The 19,782-nt window shown below is 33.1% G+C and carries 19 protein-coding genes; 8 read left to right on the top strand and 11 right to left on the bottom strand.

Annotated features, from left to right (window positions below; all coding sequences use genetic code 11):
* Position 1 precedes the first annotated feature (1 nt).
* A complete protein-coding gene (locus ACFFGA_RS13310) occupies positions 2 to 907 on the bottom strand; it encodes a DUF6607 family protein (protein ID WP_386064818.1) in 906 nt (301 codons plus the stop codon).
* 91 nt (positions 908 to 998) lie between these two features.
* Here ACFFGA_RS13310 and ACFFGA_RS13305 point away from each other — a divergent pair, with 91 nt between their 5' ends.
* Both ACFFGA_RS13305 and ACFFGA_RS13300 read left to right on the top strand, forming a co-directional pair.
* Positions 999 to 3,083, top strand: coding sequence for a TonB-dependent receptor plug domain-containing protein (locus tag ACFFGA_RS13305; RefSeq protein WP_386064817.1), 2,085 nt, complete (start codon positions 999 to 1,001; stop codon positions 3,081 to 3,083).
* 24 nt (positions 3,084 to 3,107) lie between these two features.
* Positions 3,108 to 3,749: an HmuY family protein gene (locus tag ACFFGA_RS13300; protein WP_386064816.1), complete on the top strand. Its 642-nt coding sequence runs from the start codon at positions 3,108 to 3,110 to the stop codon at positions 3,747 to 3,749.
* A gap of 176 nt (positions 3,750 to 3,925) precedes the next feature.
* Here ACFFGA_RS13300 and ACFFGA_RS13295 read toward each other — a convergent pair whose 3' ends face one another.
* The 5 genes from ACFFGA_RS13295 to ACFFGA_RS13275 all read right to left on the bottom strand — a co-directional run bounded on the left by ACFFGA_RS13295 (position 3,926) and on the right by ACFFGA_RS13275 (position 8,622).
* A complete protein-coding gene (locus ACFFGA_RS13295) occupies positions 3,926 to 5,083 on the bottom strand; it encodes a DUF4856 domain-containing protein (protein ID WP_386064815.1) in 1,158 nt (385 codons plus the stop codon).
* 228 nt (positions 5,084 to 5,311) lie between these two features.
* Positions 5,312 to 6,175 (bottom strand): hydroxymethylglutaryl-CoA lyase, encoded by an 864-nt coding sequence (locus ACFFGA_RS13290; protein WP_386064814.1) that lies wholly within the window; start codon positions 6,173 to 6,175, stop codon positions 5,312 to 5,314.
* Positions 6,176 to 6,206: 31 nt separating this feature from the next.
* Positions 6,207 to 6,971, bottom strand: a complete 765-nt coding sequence (locus ACFFGA_RS13285) for a hypothetical protein (RefSeq protein ID WP_386064813.1) — start codon at positions 6,969 to 6,971, stop codon at positions 6,207 to 6,209.
* A 3-nt stretch (positions 6,972 to 6,974) separates the two neighbouring features.
* Positions 6,975 to 7,592, bottom strand: a complete 618-nt coding sequence (locus ACFFGA_RS13280) for a LysE family translocator (protein WP_386064812.1) — start codon at positions 7,590 to 7,592, stop codon at positions 6,975 to 6,977.
* Positions 7,593 to 7,602: 10 nt separating this feature from the next.
* The gene (locus tag ACFFGA_RS13275; RefSeq protein WP_386064811.1) at positions 7,603 to 8,622 is read right to left on the bottom strand and encodes a quinone-dependent dihydroorotate dehydrogenase; all 1,020 of its coding nucleotides are present in this window, start codon (positions 8,620 to 8,622) and stop codon (positions 7,603 to 7,605) included.
* 113 nt (positions 8,623 to 8,735) lie between these two features.
* On the opposite strand from ACFFGA_RS13275, the gene pepT reads away from it, so the two are divergent.
* The 3 genes from pepT to ACFFGA_RS13260 all read left to right on the top strand — a co-directional run bounded on the left by pepT (position 8,736) and on the right by ACFFGA_RS13260 (position 11,189).
* Complete coding sequence (gene pepT, locus ACFFGA_RS13270; protein ID WP_386064810.1) at positions 8,736 to 9,974, top strand: peptidase T; 1,239 nt, start codon at positions 8,736 to 8,738, stop codon at positions 9,972 to 9,974.
* Positions 9,975 to 10,057: 83 nt separating this feature from the next.
* Entirely contained in the window at positions 10,058 to 10,567 is a 510-nt protein-coding gene (locus ACFFGA_RS13265; RefSeq protein ID WP_386064809.1) for a hypothetical protein, read from the top strand.
* Between the two features lie 22 nt (positions 10,568 to 10,589).
* On the top strand, positions 10,590 to 11,189 hold the full coding sequence (locus ACFFGA_RS13260) for a YdeI/OmpD-associated family protein (RefSeq protein ID WP_386064808.1): 600 nt from the start codon (positions 10,590 to 10,592) through the stop codon (positions 11,187 to 11,189).
* Between the two features lie 123 nt (positions 11,190 to 11,312).
* On the opposite strand, the gene yajC is transcribed toward ACFFGA_RS13260, so the two are convergent.
* From yajC to ACFFGA_RS13240, 4 genes are all read right to left on the bottom strand, one after another.
* Positions 11,313 to 11,603 carry a preprotein translocase subunit YajC gene (gene yajC, locus ACFFGA_RS13255; protein ID WP_386064807.1) on the bottom strand — a complete coding sequence of 97 codons (291 nt, stop codon included), beginning with the start codon at positions 11,601 to 11,603 and terminating at the stop codon, positions 11,313 to 11,315.
* Between the two features lie 10 nt (positions 11,604 to 11,613).
* Positions 11,614 to 12,165: a DUF1573 domain-containing protein gene (locus ACFFGA_RS13250; RefSeq protein WP_386064805.1), complete on the bottom strand. Its 552-nt coding sequence runs from the start codon at positions 12,163 to 12,165 to the stop codon at positions 11,614 to 11,616.
* A gap of 127 nt (positions 12,166 to 12,292) precedes the next feature.
* On the bottom strand, positions 12,293 to 13,204 hold the full coding sequence (nusB, locus tag ACFFGA_RS13245; RefSeq protein ID WP_386064804.1) for a transcription antitermination factor NusB: 912 nt from the start codon (positions 13,202 to 13,204) through the stop codon (positions 12,293 to 12,295).
* A 127-nt stretch (positions 13,205 to 13,331) separates the two neighbouring features.
* On the bottom strand, positions 13,332 to 14,435 hold the full coding sequence (locus ACFFGA_RS13240; protein ID WP_386064802.1) for a Glu/Leu/Phe/Val family dehydrogenase: 1,104 nt from the start codon (positions 14,433 to 14,435) through the stop codon (positions 13,332 to 13,334).
* Positions 14,436 to 14,566: 131 nt separating this feature from the next.
* Between ACFFGA_RS13240 and ACFFGA_RS13235 the strand changes: the two genes are divergently transcribed.
* The 3 genes from ACFFGA_RS13235 to ACFFGA_RS13225 all read left to right on the top strand — a co-directional run bounded on the left by ACFFGA_RS13235 (position 14,567) and on the right by ACFFGA_RS13225 (position 19,372).
* Entirely contained in the window at positions 14,567 to 16,321 is a 1,755-nt protein-coding gene (locus ACFFGA_RS13235) for an ABC transporter ATP-binding protein (RefSeq protein WP_386064801.1), read from the top strand.
* A 70-nt stretch (positions 16,322 to 16,391) separates the two neighbouring features.
* A complete protein-coding gene (locus ACFFGA_RS13230; RefSeq protein WP_386064799.1) occupies positions 16,392 to 16,781 on the top strand; it encodes a PUR family DNA/RNA-binding protein in 390 nt (129 codons plus the stop codon).
* Positions 16,782 to 16,864: 83 nt separating this feature from the next.
* Positions 16,865 to 19,372, top strand: coding sequence for a M14 family zinc carboxypeptidase (locus ACFFGA_RS13225; RefSeq protein WP_386064797.1), 2,508 nt, complete (start codon positions 16,865 to 16,867; stop codon positions 19,370 to 19,372).
* A 59-nt stretch (positions 19,373 to 19,431) separates the two neighbouring features.
* Here the strand turns inward: ACFFGA_RS13225 and ACFFGA_RS13220 are convergent, their stop codons facing one another.
* On the bottom strand, positions 19,432 to 19,767 hold the full coding sequence (locus tag ACFFGA_RS13220) for a tRNA-binding protein (RefSeq protein ID WP_386064795.1): 336 nt from the start codon (positions 19,765 to 19,767) through the stop codon (positions 19,432 to 19,434).
* Between the last annotated feature and the right edge of the window lie 15 nt (positions 19,768 to 19,782).

Raw genomic sequence — 19,782 nt, 5'->3', positions numbered from 1 at the left:
ATTATTTTCTTACAAATGATTCTATCGTTGTATCAATCTCTCCTTCTTCTATAACTTCATCAGCAAATAAATACTTATAAAGTGGCTTGTTATCTACTTTAGTTTCTAGCACTAAATCTTTGTTTCTACTATAAACTTCATCCCATTTGCTTCTTACTAAAGCCCATTTATCAAAGTTTTCTTTCCACCAATCTTGTGCGGCTTGGCAACGGCTATCATCTACTTTTACGTAAGTGTTGTAACCTTTTTCATTTGCCAATACAATATCTTCAGCGCCTTTTTCTCTAATTACCTTAGCATTGTCTTGGTCATGCAACCAGCCATATTCTGTAATTTCATGACGATTTCCTCTAATAGTAACATTGTAATCGCTACGTTTAGTGTATTCTCTTCTTGGTAATGGAGCTGTGGTTGTATTTTCCCAATAGCTTTTTCCATCAACATGTACCCAAGTAGCTGAACCTTCGTAACGTGGGCTATCATCTACCTGATACACTTTTTGTGTCCATTGACCAGCAACATCTGCATCAGATTTTGTTTCAAAAGTCCACTCGTTATCACCATTGTACATATAAAACGCTTTATTTTCAAACAACCAATCTTGTCGCCAGTGCTTTACAATATGAGGGCTATCTGGTCGTCCGACTTGTAATAAATGCTGGATTGAAATTTTATCGTCCTCATCTATCACTAATTGTGCCCATTCTAAACCTTTATCTACTTTAGTTTCAGATGGTCTATATAAGGAGTCTTCACTAAAAGAAAAGGTTTCAGTGAAGTTAAAAGTAACTTCAAAACAACCACACATTTCCTTGATGGCTGATTGGTCTTTCTGTTTTTTGTCTTGAGCATCAACAGATAAGGTAATAGTAAAAAAAACTAATGAAAAAGCTAAAATTTGTTTCATGATTATGTATTAAAAATAATTTTTAAATTTCTTATTCTTATTTAGATTGATTTAAAATAAGATTTTATATTTGCAGCAAAAATAATCAAGAATGAGTCTAAATAAAAATAAAATCTGTATTTATTTTTTAATTTTTTTTGCAACTACTACCTATGGTCAAGAAACTAAGATTACTACATTAGATTCTGCAAAAACAGAAAACCTAGAAGAAATAATTGTTACTGCAACTAGAACTGTGAGACAGTTATCTTCTCTACCCTTACCTGCACAAATCATTTCAAAGAAAGATATTAAGCGGTCTAACTCTATTAGACTTAATGACATTTTAAATGAACAAACTGGTTTAGTTACCATTCCTGATTTTGGTGGTGGCGAAGGTATACAGTTACAGGGTTTAGACTCTCAATATACTTTAATACTCGTAGATGGAGTTCCACTTGTAGGACGCTCAGCAGGAACATTAGATATTAGTAGAGTTACTGTTGGTAATATAAGACAAATAGAAGTGGTAAAAGGTGCTTCTTCTAGTCTATATGGAAGTGATGCTCTAGGAGGTGTAATTAACATAATTACAGAGCAACCAAAATATGGGTTTAAAGGCCATATAAATTATAGAACTGGTGCTTTTAACACCAACGATTTAGGCACAAGTATAGATTATAAAAAAGAAAAAATCGGAGCTAGCCTATTCATAAACAGGTTTAGTAGTGATGGGTATGACTTAAACGAAGGCGATGACTTAAACACCGTTGAACCTTTTAGTAATTACACTTTAAACTCAAAATTTACTTATGATTTTTCTGATGAAACAGATCTATTTGTTTCAGGAAGATATTACACACAACATCAAGATTATGTGGCTTCGTCTACATTAAAAGGAGAAAGTTCTATAAACGAATGGAACATTCATACTAAACTAAGCCATAACTACAGTGAGAAATGGAGTAGCTATTTTGAATTTTATACCACGCGATACAAAGCAGATGAATATTTAGACAATGAAGACGGCAGCAACTATAGTGAGGGTTTTTATAATCAGTTATTAGTTAGACCAGAAGTAAGAGCCACCTTTAACCCTAAAGACAAAAGTACCTTTATAGGAGGCCTTGGTTTTAATCATGAAACTTTAGATAGAACAGATTTTACTTCAAAACCAATCTTCAATTCTCCTTATGCTTATTTGCAATATGATGGAAACTTTACAGAACGATTAAATATTATTCTTGGTGCTCGTTTTGACAGTCATAACAAATACAAGTCTCAGTTCAGTCCAAAAGCTGCTATTAGATACGAAATCAATGAAAAACTCGCTATAAAAAGTTCTGTTGGCTATGGTTATAAAGCTCCTGACTTTAGACAGCTTTATTTCGACTTTACAAATGCAACTGTAGGCTATACTGTTTTGGGTTATAATGCAGTTACCTCTGTAATTCCTGAATTAGACGAACAAGGTGAAATTGCTAATATTGTTGTCCCTGTTTCTGAATTTGAAGAAGAACTTAGTCCTGAAAATTCTGTCAGTATTAATTTAGGTTTAGACTATAAGATCTCTTCTCAATTTAATATAAGCTTAAACGTATTTAGAAATTCAATAGACGATTTAATTGATACCAGAGTCATAGCTAATAAAACTAATGGACAAAATGTATTTAGCTACTACAACGTCAATAAAGTTTATACGCAAGGATTAGAATTTAATTCAACATGGAAACCTAACGGTCAGCTTAAAATTTCTGGTGGTTACCAATTACTTTTTGCTAAAGACAAAGAAGCTGAAAAAGCTTTTAAAAATGGTGACGTCTATGCAAGAGAAACACCTAGTTCACCTTCTTTTCAACTAAAAAAAGAGGATTATTTTGGACTGTATAACCGTTCTAGGCACATGGCGAACTTAAAGGTTTTCTATGCGTTCCCAAAACTAAAGTTAGATGCCAACATTAGAGGAACATATAGAAGTAAATACGGTCTATTTGATACTAACGGAAATAACTACCTAGATGCTTACGATGATTTTGTAGATGGCTATACTGTAATAGATGTTGCTCTAAACAAAACATTTTTCAATGATTACACACTAGGATTTGGTGTGGATAACCTTTTCAATTTTACAGACACACAGAACATCAGCAATATCGCTGGTCGCATTATATACGGAAAACTTAATATTCAATTTTAATACTTAAATACAAATAACAAAGACATGAAAACACTCAAAAAAATTCAACTAGTAGCATTATTAGCACTTTTTATAGGATTTACATCTTGTAGCAGTGATGACGATAACGGTTCTAACAACTTATTAGAAGTAGAAGCAGAAACTGTTTCAAATTTATATGCTCCACAAGAAGGTGGGCAAGGACAACCAGTTTCTGGTAACTTTACAAAATTTAACTTTGAAACAGGGTTAACAACAACAAGTGAAACCGAATGGGATATTGCTTTTAGAGGTACAAGTATAATTGTTAATGGTGGTGTTTCAGCTGGAACAACTGACGAACCAGAGAGAACTGGTGATGCAGCTGTTTATGAAATTTCCGGAACTATGGCTTCTGTAACTGATGTTGATACAACTTTATTTACTCAAGATGCAGCAGATGGTTATGCCATTACAAGTGGTAGTGGAAATGGATGGTACACTTATGCAGGACCACCATCTCACTTAATTACTCCAATAGCAGGAAAGATTTTTGTTTTTAAAACAATTAATGGTAAATATGCAAAAGTAGAATTCTTAAGCTACTACGAAAATGCTCCTGAAAACCCAGATGCATTTGTGGATGCAACACCATACTACACATTTAACTTTGTTTACCAGCCTAATGAAGGTGTAACAACTTTCTAAAGATAATTAAAAAGCACTTTAAAAGCTCATGGCATTTATGTCATGAGTTTTTTTTATTAACAAATAATCTAGAAAACCTAAATAAGTCTCTCAGGATTAAAAGGTTTTGATTGAACATAAAAAAACAGACCTCTGTATTATGCAGAAGCCTGTTTTCTATTTATAAAAACTTATTACTAATTTTCCGCTTGCTCAACAGTAAAGTTAAAGCGGCTGGCAATATCAAAAGCTATTTGGTTTAAAGTTGCTTCCTCTACATCCCAAAATCCGTTACCTACCATCATTTGATCTAAGTAAGCATCAACTTCAGATTTTGTAAAGTATGGGCTCAAAGCATTTGTCTTACGTGTAAATTGCAAACTAACAATAAATCCATAGCCTTCTGATAAATCATGGAATGCATTGGCTTTATCTGTAATGAGATTATTCTTTCCTTGTCTTAAATAATACACACACCTATTGGCTATTATTTCAGAAATTTTTTCTCTTATAATTTCAATTTGCTCATCTCTTACGTCGTAATCCTTTGCTACAATAGCTGCTCTTCCTAATTTAAATGCATCATAAATATCATCAGCTATACCTTCAAAATCTGGATCATTCTCTACTCTTGAGATGTACTTATTTAAGAAAAAATCTTGAAGCAATTGTGGGTTTTGAGCATTGTCCTTGCCATAAATTAGTCCGAATGCTTCATCCCAAAGATGCTCCATAGCGGTATAGTTTCTGCCACTAACCAATACCAAGTTATCGTTATCGATTCTATTGGTTCCAGCATCTAACACAGCTCTACTTAAATTATTGTTCAGAATTTGATCTACGAAAAAGCCACCTAACAAAGCCTTATTTATAGCTTGGTGAACTTGTAGACCTTTTGCATCCACACGTCTTTCTGTTAGACCATCTGCTTCAAACAACATTCCTGAAGTGCCAGCAGAAGCTGTAGAATTCCAATTAGGAAAAACTCCATTCACTTGTTCTGTAATCCAAGTATCAAAATCAGATTTAATCGCATCTGCAGTTGCAGTATTAGAAGCAAAGAAATCATAAGAATCTGCTACACTATTTCTTAATCTTAAAGTAGACTGATTTAGTGCTGAAGTAGAAAAGTGATTGCCTGTATTGGTAAACATACCATTTAACTCCACTTCTGTTTTACCATTGTCTATAAGTGCTGAAACAAATTCTTCAGCCATTATAATGGCAGTAATTTGGTCACTGTAGTTAACAGTTGTGCTACCTTCTCTAGTGAATTGATAAGTAGCAGGTGCATTAAGTCCATCGTTGGAACTACTGTCGTCATTACTCGAACAGGACATCAGTAGACAACCCATAACGAATAAATTTAGGGAAATTTTTTTCATTATTTAGCTATTAATTATGTTAATGATACACAGCAAATGCCATGTACGTAATAAGGGATTAGAAGTATTCTAAATACGATATGGAATATAATTAATCCAATTAAGGGGAGTCTAGAATGTTCTATTTACTAATTTACAATATTATATTACCTCTTCATAAAAAAGACTATAAATCGTAAATAATACCGATAATTGGAATTAATGAAATTTTGCAAAAATCTTAGTAGCCTCATTATAAGCACTTTCAAAACTCATGGCATTTAAGTCGTGTGCTTTTTTTTGTGTGAAGTATGATAGCATTTTTTCGGTTGGCATATTTCCTGTAAGATCGTCTTTTGCCATTGGGCAACCACCAAAGCCTTGTATGGCTCCATCAAAACGTCTGCAACCGGCTTTATAGGCTGCATCAATTTTTTCAAACCATGTGGTTGGTGTGGTATGTAGATGTGCACCAAATTCTATATGAGCATACTTTGGAATGAGGTTTGAAAACAAATAATCAATATTTTCAGGATCCGAACTACCAATAGTATCACTTAAGGATAAAATTTTTACACCCATGTTAGACAAACGTTCCGTCCACTCACCTACTATATCCACATCCCAAGGATCTCCGTAAGGGTTTCCAAATCCCATAGAAATGTATACCACAACTTCTTTATTGCTCTTGTCTGCTATTTCTAATATTTCTGAAAGTGTTACTACAGATTGTGCAATTGTCTTGTGAGTATTTCGCATTTGAAAATTCTCGGAAATGGAAAACGGAAAACCCAAATAATCTATTTCCTTATATACTGAAGCATCGTTTGCTCCTCGTGTATTTGCAATAATTGCTAGTAATTTGCTTTGCGTTGTAGATAAATCTAATTGTGCCAAAACCTCTGCGGTATCTACCATTTGCGGAATGGCTTTTGGTGATACAAAACTACCAAAATCAATAGTGTCAAATCCTACACGTAGTAAAGACTGTATGTATTGTACTTTCTTTTCTGTAGGAATGAAGTCCTTAATACCTTGCATGGCATCTCTAGGACATTCTATGATTTTTACAGCTTTGTTCATTGTTTCAAATATACAGCTTAGATTTTACTAATTAAAGGCAAATTATCGTATTAAAAATAGCAGATCCTAAAAACCCAAACCAAATTGAATATCCTAATATTCCTCCAATAAAACCAGAGACTAAAAACGAAAATCTGTACTTCAAAGGGATGATTTTAAAAATTACATATAGCGAAATGATTAACCCTAAAATCAAAGCTATACTTGGTATAAACCACTCATTAAAGCCTAACAATTTAGAGATTCTAAATTCATCACCATTAAAGTTAGTATTAGAGTACATTATAGCACTATACAAACCTGTAAAAAAATTAAAAGCAGGTCTAAAGATAAACAATGATAGTATTATAGCTAGCCAATCTATAATCTTAAATCCAAATTTATGCTGTTTTCTTCTCATATATAGTATAAGTAAACCAACAAAGCTTGTTAAAATAGTTTGTGCTGGTCCGCCAATAGCTATCGCTAAAACATGATTATCTTTTAATGGTGGATATTTTTCATTTAAAGCTAAACTTAGCGCTTCAAATTTTAATTTTATATTCTCAGGCCAGTTATCGTAATCTTTATAATCATAATTCTCTAAAAGCTTATTGACTTTCTTTAAATCTTCATCTTCTAAATAGCCTTTCTGAAAATAGTTCATACTTCCATAGTCTAAAGTTGTATCATAATCAAAATATTTTGCCACACCAATATGCCCAAACTCATGAGATAGTGTACCAATTATTGTAAATACTATAAAAGTAAGGGCAATGAGAATTGAAAACTTAGGAAGAAATTTAAACTTTAGCATACACTAAATTAGGATAAAAACCGCAATCCCAATAAAAACTACAATCTGAAGCCATTTTAAAACCAATCCAAAATTTTCATGCCTCATCGTATACGTTTTTATTTGGCCTGCAAGTAACGCTATAGTTGAAAAAATAATGAAAGACACTAGCATAAAAATACCACCCAAAATATAAAACTGTGTAACAGTACTCAAGGTATCACTAAACAAAAAACCAGGGAAAAATGCCAAAAAGAATATGGTTACTTTTGGATTGAGGACATTCATAAAAAACCCTTGTATAAATAATCCTTTTAAGCTTTTTTTAGAAGTTGTATCTGCCTCTAGATTAAGCTGTGCACTAGATTTATAAACTTTATACGCTAAATACAATAGGTACAAAGCTCCCAAAACTTTAATTGCAAAAAATAAATTTTCGTTTGCTTTAATAATTGCAGAGACACCAAACGCCAATAAGGTTGTGTGCACGATGCATCCTGTGATTAATCCACAAACCGTTGCCATACCATACGCTTTTCCATTGGCAATACTTTGTACCAAAACATAGATGTTATCTGGTCCTGGCGAAATAGCCAAGGCTGATGTTGCTAACGCAAACGATATGAGAATTTCAATATTCAAACATTAAATTTTATGCCTTTTTGAGCAAAGCTTTATTGATATCCTTCACCAATTTTGGACCTTCATATATAAAACCTGTATATAGCTGAACTAAGTCTGCACCAGCTTCAAGCTTTTCAATGGCATCTTTAGCCGAATGAATACCACCTACTCCAATAATAGGAAATGCCTTGTTACTCTTCTCTGCTAAAAACCGAATCACTTCAGTAGAACGATTGGTTAACGGTTTGCCACTAAGTCCTCCCCTTTCAGATTTATTAGCACTCTTTAAGCCTTCTCGAGAAATGGTTGTGTTTGTTGAAATTACTCCATCTATTTTTGTAGTAGAAACAATATCAATAATATCCATAAGTTGCTCGTCCGTTAAGTCTGGCGCAATTTTTAATAGAATTGGTTTGGACTTTGGTTTTTGAAAATTTAAAACTTGTAATGATTTCAACAATTGGGTCAATGGTTCTTTATCTTGTAGGGCTCTAAGATTTGGCGTGTTAGGTGAACTTACATTAACTACAAAATAATCGACATAATCAAACAAGGCATTAAAGCAAATTTCGTAATCGTCAACGGCATTTTCATTTGGTGTCACTTTGTTTTTTCCAATATTACCACCAATTAATACACCTTTATTTTTCTTTAATCTTTCAACCGCTACTTCAACTCCTCCGTTGTTAAAGCCCATTCTATTTATAATTGCAGAATCTTCTTTTAATCGAAACAATCGCTTTTTCGGATTACCGTCTTGTGGTTTTGGAGTCAATGTTCCTATTTCAATAAAGCCAAATCCAAAATTAGAAAGTTCGTTAAACAGTTGGGCGTTTTTATCAAAACCAGCAGCTAAACCCACTGGATTTTTAAATTTTAACCCAAATAACTCTCTTTCAAGTTTTTTGTCTTCAACTAAATACATCTTTTTAAAAAGCCCTTTAAAACCAGGAATTTTAGAAACCGTACGTATAAATGAAAATGTAAAATAATGAACCTTTTCAGGATCGAAACAGAATAAAATTGGTCGGATAAGTGTTTTGTACATGTGTGCTGTTTTGCTATGCAAAAGTAAACCAATTAGCATCAATTTAAAAGAAACATATCTTTGACTTGTACCTTAGCTACGTGTTGGTTATTTTTGATAATAAACTAACACGAATGACACCAAAGCAACGTATTATAAACAGGTTTATCGGTTATGTAACCATAGACACAGAATCCGACCCAAATTCTAACACCACACCAAGCACTAAAAAACAATGGGATTTAGCCAATAAATTGGTTATGGAACTAAAGGCAATTGGCATGAGTGATGTTACCATTGACGATAATGCCTATATCATGGCCACATTACCAAGTAATGTTGACCACCATGTACCAACCATTGGATTTATTTCGCATTTTGACACATCACCAGATTTTACGGGAGCGAATGTAAAACCTCAGATTGTTGAGGACTACGATGGAAAAGACATAGTTCTAAACGCAGAAGAAAACATTGTACTTTCACCAGATTATTTTGAAGATTTATTACTCTACAAAGGGCAAACTTTAATTACAACAGATGGCACTACCCTTTTAGGAGCAGATGATAAGGCAGGTATAACAGAAATTGTTACTGCTATGGAATATCTTATTAATCATCATGAAATTAAACACGGTCCTATTAAAGTTGGTTTTACTCCAGATGAGGAAATCGGAAGAGGAGCTCATAAATTTGATGTTGAAAAATTTGGTGCTGATTGGGCTTATACTATGGATGGAAGCCAAATTGGTGAGCTGGAATACGAGAATTTTAATGCCGCTGGTGCAGTAATCAAAGCCAAAGGTAAAATTGTTCATCCAGGATATGCAAAAGGCAAAATGGTGAATTCTATGTATTATGCTTCGGAATTTATAAATGCATTGCCACGATTAGAAACACCAGAACATACTGAAGGTTACGAAGGCTTTTTTCATTTGCACGGCATAAATGGTAAAGTTGAAGAAACAACTTTAAAATACATTATAAGAGACCACGATAAGGATAAGTTTGAAGCACGAAAAGCTTTAATGGAAAAAATAGTACTGGATCTAAACACCAAATTTGAAGCTGAAGTTTTTGAAATAGAAATCAAAGACCAATACTTCAACATGAAAGAAAAGGTAGAGCCAGTAATGCATATTGTAGATATAGCCGAAGAAGCTATGAAACAACTTGGTATTACACCTTTAATCAAACCAATTCGCGGTGGAACTGATGGCTCTCAACTGAGTTATATGGGTTTACCATGTCCAAACATTTTTGCAGGCGGACACAACTTTCATGGACGTTATGAGTATGTACCAGTAGAAAGTATGCAAAAAGCAGTAGAAGTAATTTGTAAGATTGCTGAGTTGACGGCTCAAAATCAGTAGATTGGCTTTCTTAAAATTTTCAATTATCCATAAAGCAATAAATCATAGGTGGAATTTTATATAAAATAATATCATTATAAAAATTGGAAGAGCCTAATAAGCCTAGATTGTATTTTTTCATAAAAGCACCAATTGTAATAGTATCAATTATTGTTTTTGTGAATGACTACAATACTTTAGTAGAATATCTTAATTTATCAGGAAGTGAGAAAGGTTTGTTAGATTATTTAAAAGCAGGTTTTAATACTACTATTTTAAGAACTTCTTTAATTATGCTAATTCCTCTCATTGGTGTTTTTATAAATAGAAAGATTGGTTGGATTTTAATACTATGCTTTTACTATTTTTGGATTATTTTGTTTATTTACTCCACTTTAAGTACTGAATTAGACAGAAGCGGTTCTATAGTAATAGCTTGCGGAGTAATAATTATATCTCTATTTTTTATTGGGCTTATGAATAGTAATGAAAATAGAAAATTAGTATATGGAATTGAAAAAAATGAACAATTAAAATTAAATATAGTCTCTTGTATCATTGCCATTATAGCAATTTTATTAATCATATTTTTTAATTTTACAAGAACATATTAAATCAATCACCTTAAAACACCTAATGAAAAAAGTCCATTCCGTTGAAGAATATATAGAAACCAATCCACAGTGGTCGGAAGCTTTGAATCGCTTACGACATATCATCTTAAAAACAGAGCTTACAGAAACTATAAAATGGAGCATGCCAACGTATTGTCTGGATGGTAAAAACGTATTGGGTATAGGTGCTTTTAAAAACTATTTTTGTTTATGGTTTCATAATGGTGTTTTTCTTAAGGATGAGCACAACCTACTAATCAATGCGCAAGAAAATAAAACCAAAGCTTTAAGGCAAATGCGTTTTGATTCCTTAGAAGCTATTAATGATGCTGTTGTTTTGTCTTATGTTAAAGAATCTATAGAAAACCAACGTGCTGGTAAAGAAATAAAACCAAAACGAGCTACAAAGGCAGTTACAATTCCGCCTGAGCTAAAAAGTGTACTAGAAACAAACAAAGCGCTTTCTGATAGTTTTAAAAACCTTACTCCAGGTAAACAACGCGAGTATTGCGACTATATAAAAGAAGCCAAAAGAGAAGCTACCAAGCTAAGCCGTTTAGAGAAGATTACACCAATGATTATAAAAGGTGTGGGCTTGCATGATAAGTATAAAAATTGTTGATGCTTTAACAAGAAAAACTTTAGATTGTCATTACTGTGCTAGAATGACAAATTGTAATTTATAACAAACAAAAACGCCTTCAAATTAATTTGAAGGCGTTTGTTATTTATGTTACTCAGCTAATTACTTTACAACAGCTGGAGCGTTTAGTTTTCTACTCATTTCCATTGAAATTGCAGAACGGTCAAACTTAATTTTGCCTGCTAACGTTTCGATAACACAACTGTTATCTTTATCATTTAGCTCAACTACCTTTCCGTGCATACCACTTTTAGTAATCACCCGATCTCCACGTTTTAACTCGCTTGCAAATTTCTTTTCTTGCTTAGCACGTTTCATTTGTGGTGCAATCATAAAGAAATACATCACAGCAAAAATGGCTATAAATGGTAAAAAAGATCCTAATCCTTCCATTAATTATTTATTAGTTGTGATTATGACCTTCGTGACCTGGTTGCGTAGAAGTTTTTTGCGTAGTGCTTGTAGATAATGGGTTTATTGTAGCTTTACCTGGTGCCTTTTGTGGTGCATTAGGATCTTGCTCTATCATTGCAGAAATCTTTACAACTTGAGTACCTTTTTCTGTATTAGTAGTCATTGTTAAAGATTTAGAAACTTTACCATTACCCTTACCGTTAAACTTTACTGTAAATTCTCCTGTTTCACCTGGAGCAACTTCTTTAGTGTAGTTAGATGGTACTGTACAACCACAAGTACTCTTAATGTTACTAACAACCAACATAGCATTACCAGTGTTTGTATATTTAAATACAGTTTCAACTGGAGTTCCGTTCATAATTGTTCCGAAATCGTGCTCTGTTTTGTCTAATTGAAGTACTGGAAAATCACCAGCATTAGCATCTCTTTCTGCTGCTACTGCTACATTTTCTGATTTTACTTTACTAGCAGCATCTTCTTTACAAGAAGTAAAAGCTACCATACATAATGCGCTAAGTCCTAAGATTACTTTTTTCATTACTATATTTTTTTAATTTATTGTGTACTGTTTATTTTCAGCAGGCAAAGGTAAGAATTATTTCAACCAATTAAAACTTTTAAGGCGGTGTTAACACGTTTTGTAGGAATTTTTATACTCTTAAAAATTACATCAAACCTCTTCCAACCTTTGGATAACGTTCTTCTGACTGATATTCCTTCACTATTTTATCTAAAATTCCATTGATAAACAGACTGCTTTTTGGTGTTGAATATTCCTTAGCAATTTCTAAGTATTCATTAATAGTTACTTTATGTGGTATTGAAGGAAATTTTTGAAATTCGCAAAGTGCCATTTTTAGCAAAACTCCATCAATACTTGCTAAGCGTTCTGAGTCCCAATTGGTCGTTTTCTTTGCAATTTCTTCTGAAAATTTAGAATTGTTTAAAACTGTTTTTTTGAATAAGTCCTTGGCAAAATCCTTGTCGTCTTCATCTTTGTACAAATCTGGCAACAACGCTGTTTCGGGAGATGTAAGTTTTAGCTTGCGTAATACTTTGAGAAGTACTGTGTTTACCACAGGAAAATCGTCTACCCATGTTAGTTTTTTGTCTTCGAAATAGTCGTACAGCTTCTCGTTTGGTGCAATGATTTCAGAATAAATATCTAAAATAAATTTCTTGTCTGCTTTAAAGGAGGTTTCAGGTTCACTGATATAGTCAGCGTACAAATCGCTCTTTAATATTTCCTTGAAAATTATGTCAACATATTCAAAATCTAAATCCCAGAAATTAAGCTTTCGCTTATTTACAATCTCTTTCAGCATGTTATTACCACTTATAAGTGCTAATAATTGATTGTCTTGGAATTTAGTACTCGGATTTTTATCAGAGTCAGAACCTGTTAACTTATTTCTAAGTTTTTGATTATAGTCCTCACCTTTGTTTTTAAGCTCTATGAGCAAGGCCAAAGTAGATAGATACAAATCGTACATGCTATCTAAACTGTGTAATAAAAATGTTTCATCTTTAGCAAGATTATCACTTTCAGTACCTTTAAAAGCGTACAAAGATTGCATTACTTTTATTCTGATGTGTCTCCTGTTTAACATGTGCAAAGAACTACTTTAATATTTTGTGTGATTAAAAAAGGTGAATCTTTAAGATTCACCTTGCAAAAATACTATTATTTAATTCCGAAAAAAATTATTTAGAGTTTTCTCTTTTTCGAGTTTCAATTCGTTCTCTAGCGATATTTAATGCTGCTGTATGTGTGGTGATGTTATTCACCTTGGCATTATCTAAAATCTCTAGTGTAGTATTATAAATATTTTCTGTTTTACGCATTATTTCTTGCTTATCATAGTCCTCTAACTCTGCATAAACATTAATGATTCCACCTGCATTAATCAAAAAATCTGGAGCATAGACAATGCCGCGTTCTTGCAAAATTTTGCCATGCTTATTTTCGTCTGCCAATTGATTATTTGCTGCACCAGCAACAATTGTAGCTTGCAACTTATGTATGGTCTCATCATTTATAGTAGCACCAAGAGCACATGGAGCATAAATATCCATAGCTTCGCTATATATATCGTTACCTCCGTAAATTGTAACTCCATATTTAGAGCGTACTTCTTCTAAACGTTCTTGGTTGATATCTGCAATGGTTACAATAGCACCTTCGTTAACCAAGTGCTCTACCAAAGCTTCACCAACATGTCCAATACCTTGAACACATACTTTTTTATCTTCTAAGATTTCTGAACCGTATTGGAATTTTGCAGCCGCTTTCATTCCCATAAACACACCATAGGCTGTAATTGGAGATGGATTACCTGCACCTCCTTTACTTTCAGAAATACCAGTAACATAAGGCGTAACCTCTCTTACGATATCCATATCTTCGGTAGTCATACCAACATCCTCAGCAGTTATGTATTTACCACTTAGAGAATGTACATACTCACCAAAACTTCTCATTAACTCTGGTGTTTTCTGTGTTTTGGCATCACCAATAATTACGGCTTTTCCTCCACCAAGATTTAAACCTGTAATTGCAGATTTAAAGGTCATACCTCTCGACAGACGTAACACATCGTTGAGAGCTTCCCATTCATTGGCATAATTCCACATTCTTGTACCACCAAGAGCTGGTCCTAATACGGTATTATGTATTCCGATTATTGCTTTTAAACCAGTATCTTTGTCGTTGCAAAAAACGATTTGCTCGTGGTCATCAAAAGAATTCTGACCAAAAACTGGATCAATTTTATATAGCTCCTTTGAGCTTAAAACATCTGTAGTCATTAAGTTAGGATTTAAGGCTGTTTGAAGATAATCTAAAAACAGCGAGCAAAAATAAATTAATAATAGAGGATTAGCAAAATATTAACGTCAAAATAAGATTATCGTAATACTTTTGCCTGACCAAATGCAACATGAAAGCACTAAAACACCTAAATAAATACTTTTATAAATACAGATACCAACTTATTATTGGTATTTTAATTACCATAATATCTAGGGTATTTGCGCTTTTTACTCCAAGACTTGTTGGAGCTTCTATTAATATAATTTCTGACCGATTAGATGGAAAAGTAACTGATGCTGTATTTCGGGCTGAGCTAATGACCAATATTCTTTATTTAATTGGAGCTGCTGTTATTGCTGGTATTTTTACATTTCTAATGCGTCAAACCATCATAAATGTATCTCGCTATATTGAATACGATCTTAAAAATGAAATTTATCAGCATTATCAAATTCTATCTCTAAATTTTTATAAGTCCAATAGAACTGGAGATTTAATGAACCGTATTAGCGAAGATGTTGGAAAAGTACGAATGTATGTAGGACCAGCCATAATGTACACCATGAATACCATTACATTATTTACGGTTGCAATTATTTACATGGTAAGTACCGCACCAAAACTAACGTTATACACATTATTGCCATTACCTATACTTTCATTTGCTATATATAAATTAAGCCGATTGATTAACAATCGTAGTACTATTGTACAGCAATCGTTATCAACGCTTTCTGCCTATACACAAGAGAATTTTAGCGGTATTTCTATTATAAAATCTTACGGTATAGAACCGTTGACCAATTCAGAATTTGATAGGCTATCAGCTGAAAACCGTCAAAAACAAATCAATCTAACTAAAGTACAGGCTTTATTTTTTCCAATGATGATACTACTTATAGGTGTTAGCAATCTTATTGTAGTTTACGTTGGAGGTATGCAGTATATAAATGGTGAAATTGAAGATATAGGAACGATTGCTGAATTTATTATGTATGTAAACATGCTAACATGGCCTGTAGCAATGATAGGTTGGATAACATCTTTGGTGCAACAGGCAGAAGCATCGCAAGAGCGCATCAATGAATTTTTGGATACTCAGCCAGAAATTCAGAATAAGATTAACGAACCAACACCTATAAAAGGAGATATTGAATTTAAAAATGTATCCTTTACCTATGATGATACTAATATTGAGGCATTAAAGGATGTAAGTTTTAAGTTAAAGTCCGGTGAAACCTTAGCCATTTTAGGAAAAACAGGTTCAGGAAAATCTACAATTTTAGATTTAATAGGAAGACTCTACGATGTGGATAACAATAGTGTTTTAGTAGATAACAAGCCTATTTCAGAATTGAATCTATATAGTTTAAGGGAAAGCATTGGTTATGTACCACAAGATGCATTCTTGTTTTCAGATACCATAAAAAATAATATAAAGTTTGGCAAAGAAGACGCAACAGACGAAGAAGTCTTTGAAGCTGCGAAAAATGCTAAAGTTCATAATAATATTATAGGTTTTAATAAAGGCTACGATACTATTTTAGGTGAACGAGGCATCACACTTTCTGGTGGACAAAAACAACGTGTATCTATAGCTAGAGCAATAATTAAAAAGCCTGATATTTTATTATTTGATGATTGCTTATCTGCAGTAGATACCGAAACCGAAGAAAAAATCCTTAAAAACCTAGTGAAACTTACTAAGGATAAAACAACAGTTATTGTAAGCCATAGAGTCTCTTCGGCAAAAAATGCTGATCAAATTATTATTCTTGATGATGGAAAAGTGATTCAGTCAGGAAACCACGAAAGCCTTATAAATACTGATGGTTACTACAAAGAGCTTTACACCAAACAACTCTCTGAAAAAGAAATGTAATAATTAGTTGGCTAGGTTACTTTTTTTTTAGATTTTTGGATTGAAAATTTTTAAAAAATAAAATTGAGTTATGAGCGATTATGAAATGATGGACAAAGAAGAAATATATTCTAAAGTACTAAGAGCAGGAAGACGTACTTATTTCTTTGATGTAAGAGCTACTAAAGCAGGAGATTATTATTTAACCATCACCGAAAGCAAGAAATTTACTAATGACGATGGATCTTTCCATTACAAGAAGCATAAAATTTATCTTTATAAAGAAGACTTTACAGAGTTTAGAGAGATTTTAGCTGAAATGACCGATTACATTATCAATGAAAAAGGTGAAGAAGTTATAAGCGAACGTCATCAAAAAGACTTTAAACGCGAAGATGACTTTGTAGCTCAAGAAGCTAAAACACCAGAAGACACAAAAGGAACAGACAGTTTTACTGATATCAGTTTCGATGATATTTAAAATTAATTTCTGTTAAATTATAATAAAAACCGTTACGCTTAGTAACGGTTTTTTTATTTTTAGACTTTAACCAACCTCTAATTATGCAACGTATAGTTTATCTTTTAGTATTAGCAACAACTGCGCTTTTTTCACAATCACAAACAGATTTGTCTTACTATTTACCACAAGATGTTTCCTATAATGCATCTATACCAACACCTCAAAGTGTTATTGGCCATGAGGTTGGTGAATGGCACATTACTCACGATAAACTCGTGCAATACATGTATGCCTTGGCAAATGCATCAAATAGAATAACTATAGAAAACAGAGGCGAAACGTTTGAAGACAGGCCTTTACTTCTGTTAACCATTACATCACCAAACAATCATGAGAATATTGACAAGATTCAATCTGCTCATATTGAAGCTACAGAAAGCAACACTACAAATACAGAAAACAGACCAATAGTTGTTTACCAAGGGTTTTCCATTCATGGTAATGAACCAAGTGGTTCTAATGCTGCATTGGTAGCTGCTTACTATTTAGCCGCTGCTGAAGGTGCTAAAATTGACAATTTGCTAAAAAATACAGTGATACTTTTTGATCCAGCTTTTAATCCAGATGGCTTACAACGCTTCGCATATTGGGCAAATACCAACAGAAGCATGAATCTTAATCCTGACCCAAATGATAGAGAATATAGTGAAGTTTGGCCTGGAGGACGTACCAATCATTATTGGTTTGATATGAATAGAGATTGGTTGCCTGTACAGTTGCCAGAATCTAGAGCACGTATAGAAACCTTTCATAATTGGATGCCAAATATTTTAACCGATCATCATGAGATGGGTACCAACTCCAGTTTCTTTTTTCAACCTGGTATTCCATCGCGTACGCATCCATTAACACCAAAATTAAATCAAGAACTAACAAAAGGTATTGCTGAGTATCATGCAAAAGCATTAGATAAAATTGGCTCGTTATACTATTCCGAAGAAAGTTTTGATGATTTTTATTATGGTAAGGGCTCAACATTCCCAGATATAAATGGAAGCATTGGTATTTTGTTTGAACAAGCCAGCTCTCGTGGTCACATACAAGAAAGTGATAACGGCCTATTAACCTTTCCGTTTACTATAAGAAATCAATTTACTGCCGCACTATCAACTCTTGAGGCAGCAAATGGCATGCGAAAAGAGATATTAGAATACCAACATAATTTCTTTAAAAATGCACGTAATGAAGCCGCAAAAGAAGGCAACAGTGCTATTGTATTTGGTGATGAAAAAGATGCAGCTAAAACTTACCATTTAGCAGAGATATTAAAACGACATAAAATTAAATTTCATGATGTAAAATCGGACTTCTCTCTAAATGGAAAAAATTACAAAAAAGGTTACAGTTACATTGTACCAAAAAATCAAAAAAACACACGACTGATTAATGCGATGTTTGAGACGCGAACCACGTTTAAAGACAGTTTATTTTATGATATTTCGGCTTGGACTTTTCCTTTAGCATTTAATCTAGATTATACCGAAACGACAACAGCTAATGCGGGTAATAGTATTGAAAATTTACAGCATCAAACTGGTGGTGTAAGTACTAAAAGTGAATATGCCTATTTGTTTGAGTGGAACGAATATTATTCGCCTAAACTTCTAAATAAGATTTTAAAGAAAGGCTTAAGAGCTAAAGTAAGCATGAAAACTTTTAAGGCCAATGGTAAATCTTATGATTACGGAACGGTAATGATTCCAGCTAAAAATCAGGATATGTCAACATCAGAGATTTATTCATTTTTAAATGATGTAGCTCAAGAATGCCATATTAAAATTGATGCTGTTTCAACAGGATTGAATGATGGTATCGATCTAGGTAGTAATAATTTTAGAAGCTTGGAATTACCAAAAGTAGCGATTTTGGTCGGTGATGGTATAACCTCTTATGATGCAGGCGAAATATGGCATTTGCTAGATACACGCTATGATATTGTGGCCACAAAACTAGACACAAAACGTTTTGGACGTGCGGATTTAAGCCGATACAATACTATAATAATGGTAAATTCATCTTCTGGATTAAACGACAGTAATACAAAGAAGATGAAATCTTGGATTCAAGATGGTGGGACTTTGATAGCTTACAGAAACGCTTTACGTTGGTTAAACAGTAAAGAACTCATGAAAATTGAATTTAAGAAAAACAATTTAACGGCTAAAAACATTAGTTATGAACAACGCCGTGATTTTAGAGGAGCTCAAGTAATTGGTGGTGCAATCTTTGAAACAAAATTAGACCGTTCTCATCCTATAAATTTTGGCTATAAAAACGATAAACTTGCTATGTTTAGAAATACAACTTTATTCATTAAAGCAGATAAGAATAGCTATAACAATCCTATACAATACACCAAAAAACCACTATTGAGTGGCTATATTTCAGAAGAGAACTTGGATAGCATCAGTAGCACTATACCTTTAAAAATTGGTGGTATTGGTCGTGGAAATATTATTGCGTTTACAGACAATACTAATTTTAGAGCCTTTTGGTATGGCACAAACAAGTTGTTGATGAATGCTATTTTCTTCCGTGACGAAATGTAATGATTAGTGAAACTAATAAACGTATCAACAAATAAACAACTCAACGCACCAACATTTCACTAAGAAACCACCATACCATTCTTTACTTTAGTCTCTGGATGTAGTAAAAAAACATCATTTTCTTTTACGGCTCCCATTACTAAACACTCGCTCATAAAATCAGCTATCTGTTTTTTTGGAAAGTTTACAACAGCCACTATCTGACGATTTTTTAAATCTTCTTTAGTGTATTGTGTTGTAATTTGTGCTGAAGATTTTCTAACACCTAAGTCACCAAAGTCAATTACGAGTTGATAGGCAGGTTTACGAGCATTTGGGAAGTCACTAACCTCAACAATGGTACCGATACGCAAATCCACCTTGGTAAAGTCCTCGAATGTTATTATATTATCCATTATATGCTGAATTTA

The organism is Winogradskyella pulchriflava (assembly GCF_042434315.1).
GTDB classification, from domain to species: domain Bacteria; phylum Bacteroidota; class Bacteroidia; order Flavobacteriales; family Flavobacteriaceae; genus Winogradskyella; species Winogradskyella pulchriflava.
The sequence above is the reverse complement of the archived record's forward strand: the minus strand, read 5'-3'. Positions and strand labels throughout refer to the sequence as shown.